At 66.3% G+C, this 1772-nt stretch carries 2 protein-coding genes; both read right to left on the bottom strand.

The window, feature by feature from the left end:
* Nucleotides 1-984, bottom strand: a 984-nt coding sequence (locus tag T281_RS17050; RefSeq protein WP_037242478.1) for an efflux RND transporter permease subunit, incomplete at its 3' end; no start/stop codon positions are given.
* Nucleotides 981-1772 (bottom strand): efflux RND transporter permease subunit (locus T281_RS19690; protein ID WP_037242476.1); only part of this gene is annotated, 792 nt, incomplete at its 5' end. The genes T281_RS17050 and T281_RS19690, both read right to left, overlap by 4 nt.

Here is a 1772-nt window from a genome sequence, read left to right as displayed (position 1 = left end):
GCGGATGGTCTGGGTGCGGTCGTTAAGAACGGTCAGCTTCACGTCGGCGGGCAGCAGCCGCTGCAACTCCGGCAGGAGGGCATAGACGTTGTCGATCGTCTCTATGACATTCGCATCGGACGTCTTGAAGATGATCAGGATGACCGCGTTCTCGCGGTTGAAGAACCCGGCCGAGAGACGGTTGCTTGTGCTGTTCGAAACCTGCGCGACATCCGCGATTCGCACCACATCGCCGTTTCGCACCTTGACGACGAGAGTTTCGTAGTCGGCGGCCTTCGTGATCTGGCCATTCACGGTGACGATGGTGGATTTCTCCGCGCCGTCGAGCACGCCGATGGGCACGAGCGAGTTCGCCTGCGTGATGGCGGTGCGGACATCCTCGGCGGAAAGCCCTCGCGACTTCAGCGCGCCGGGATCGGTCACGACGCGTACAGCGGGCGTCTGCGCGCCGCCGATCATCACCTCCGCGATGCCGTTCACCTGACTGATGCGCGTGGACGCGATGAGGTCGCCGAGGTCGTAAAGGTCTGTCGGCCGCCGGATGGGCGAGGTCATCGCCATGATCATGACGGGCGCGGCGGCGGCATTCGCCTTGCGGATCGTCGGGCGGCGACTAAGCGTGGAGGGCAGGTCCGATTGCGCGGCGTTGATGGCGGCCTGCACGTCGCGCGCGGCGTCGTCGGCGTTGCGGGACAGGTCGAACTGGACCTGGATGCTGGTCGAGCCGAGCGCGCTCGTCGAGGTGAGTTCCTTTACGCCCGCGATTTCGCCAATGCGGCGCTCAAGCGGCGCGGCGATGGTGGCGGCGACGGTTTCCGGGTCTGCGCCGGGAAGCGAGGCGCTGACGCGCACGGCGGGCATATCGACATTCGGCAGGCTCGCCACCGGCAGCGCGGAATAGGACACGATGCCCGCAAGGAACAGCCCGATCGAAAGAAGGATCGTACCGATGGGCCGCCGGATGAAGAGCGCGGAAATATTCATGACGCGGGCTTGTCCGGCGGCGGCAGGGCGAGCGGTTCGTCCGGTGACGGGAGGGCCGCGTTGCCTTCGGGCGACGGCAGGAGAAGCCAGTCCGCGCGCGGCGGCAGCATCGGAAGCGACGGCGTGCCGAAGATGGGCAACAGGCCAGCCGCTCCGCCTCCGCCCGTTCCGCGCGGCGTTCCGCCTCGTGGTCCGGGATCGGGCAGGCCCGGCTCCGGCCGAAGCGCCGGCGGCGGATAGTTCGGCTCGTCGAAGCCGAAGCGGCGTTCGATCCTGCGCTTCAGCCCGTCCATGGCGAGGTAAATCACGGGCGTCGTGTAGAGCGTGAGAAGCTGCGACAGGAGCAGCCCGCCGATGATGGTGACGCCGAGCGGCATGCGAAGCTCCGAGCCGGGGCCGCTTCCGATCACGAGCGGCAACGCGCCGAGCAGCGCCGCAACCGTCGTCATCATGATTGGCCGGAAGCGGAGCAGGCACGCCTCGCGGATCGCATCGAACGGCGCAAGCCCCCGCGTGCGCTCCGCGTCGAGCGCGAAGTCGATCATGATGATCGCGTTCTTCTTCACGATGCCCATCAGCAGGATGATGCCGATGAGCGCGATGAACGAGAATTCCATGCCGAGAATTTCGAGCGCGAGCAGTGCGCCGATACCTGCGGAGGGAAGCGTCGTCAGGATCGTGAACGGGTGGATGAAGCTTTCATAGAGCACGCCGAGGATGATGTAGATCGTGACCACGGCGGCGAGGATGAGCAGCGGCTGGTTCGCGAGCGAGGCGTTGAACTCGGC

The organism is Rhodomicrobium udaipurense JA643, assembly GCF_000636015.1.
Taxonomy (GTDB): domain Bacteria; phylum Pseudomonadota; class Alphaproteobacteria; order Rhizobiales; family Rhodomicrobiaceae; genus Rhodomicrobium; species Rhodomicrobium udaipurense.
This window is presented reverse-complemented; position numbering and strand designations above follow the sequence as displayed.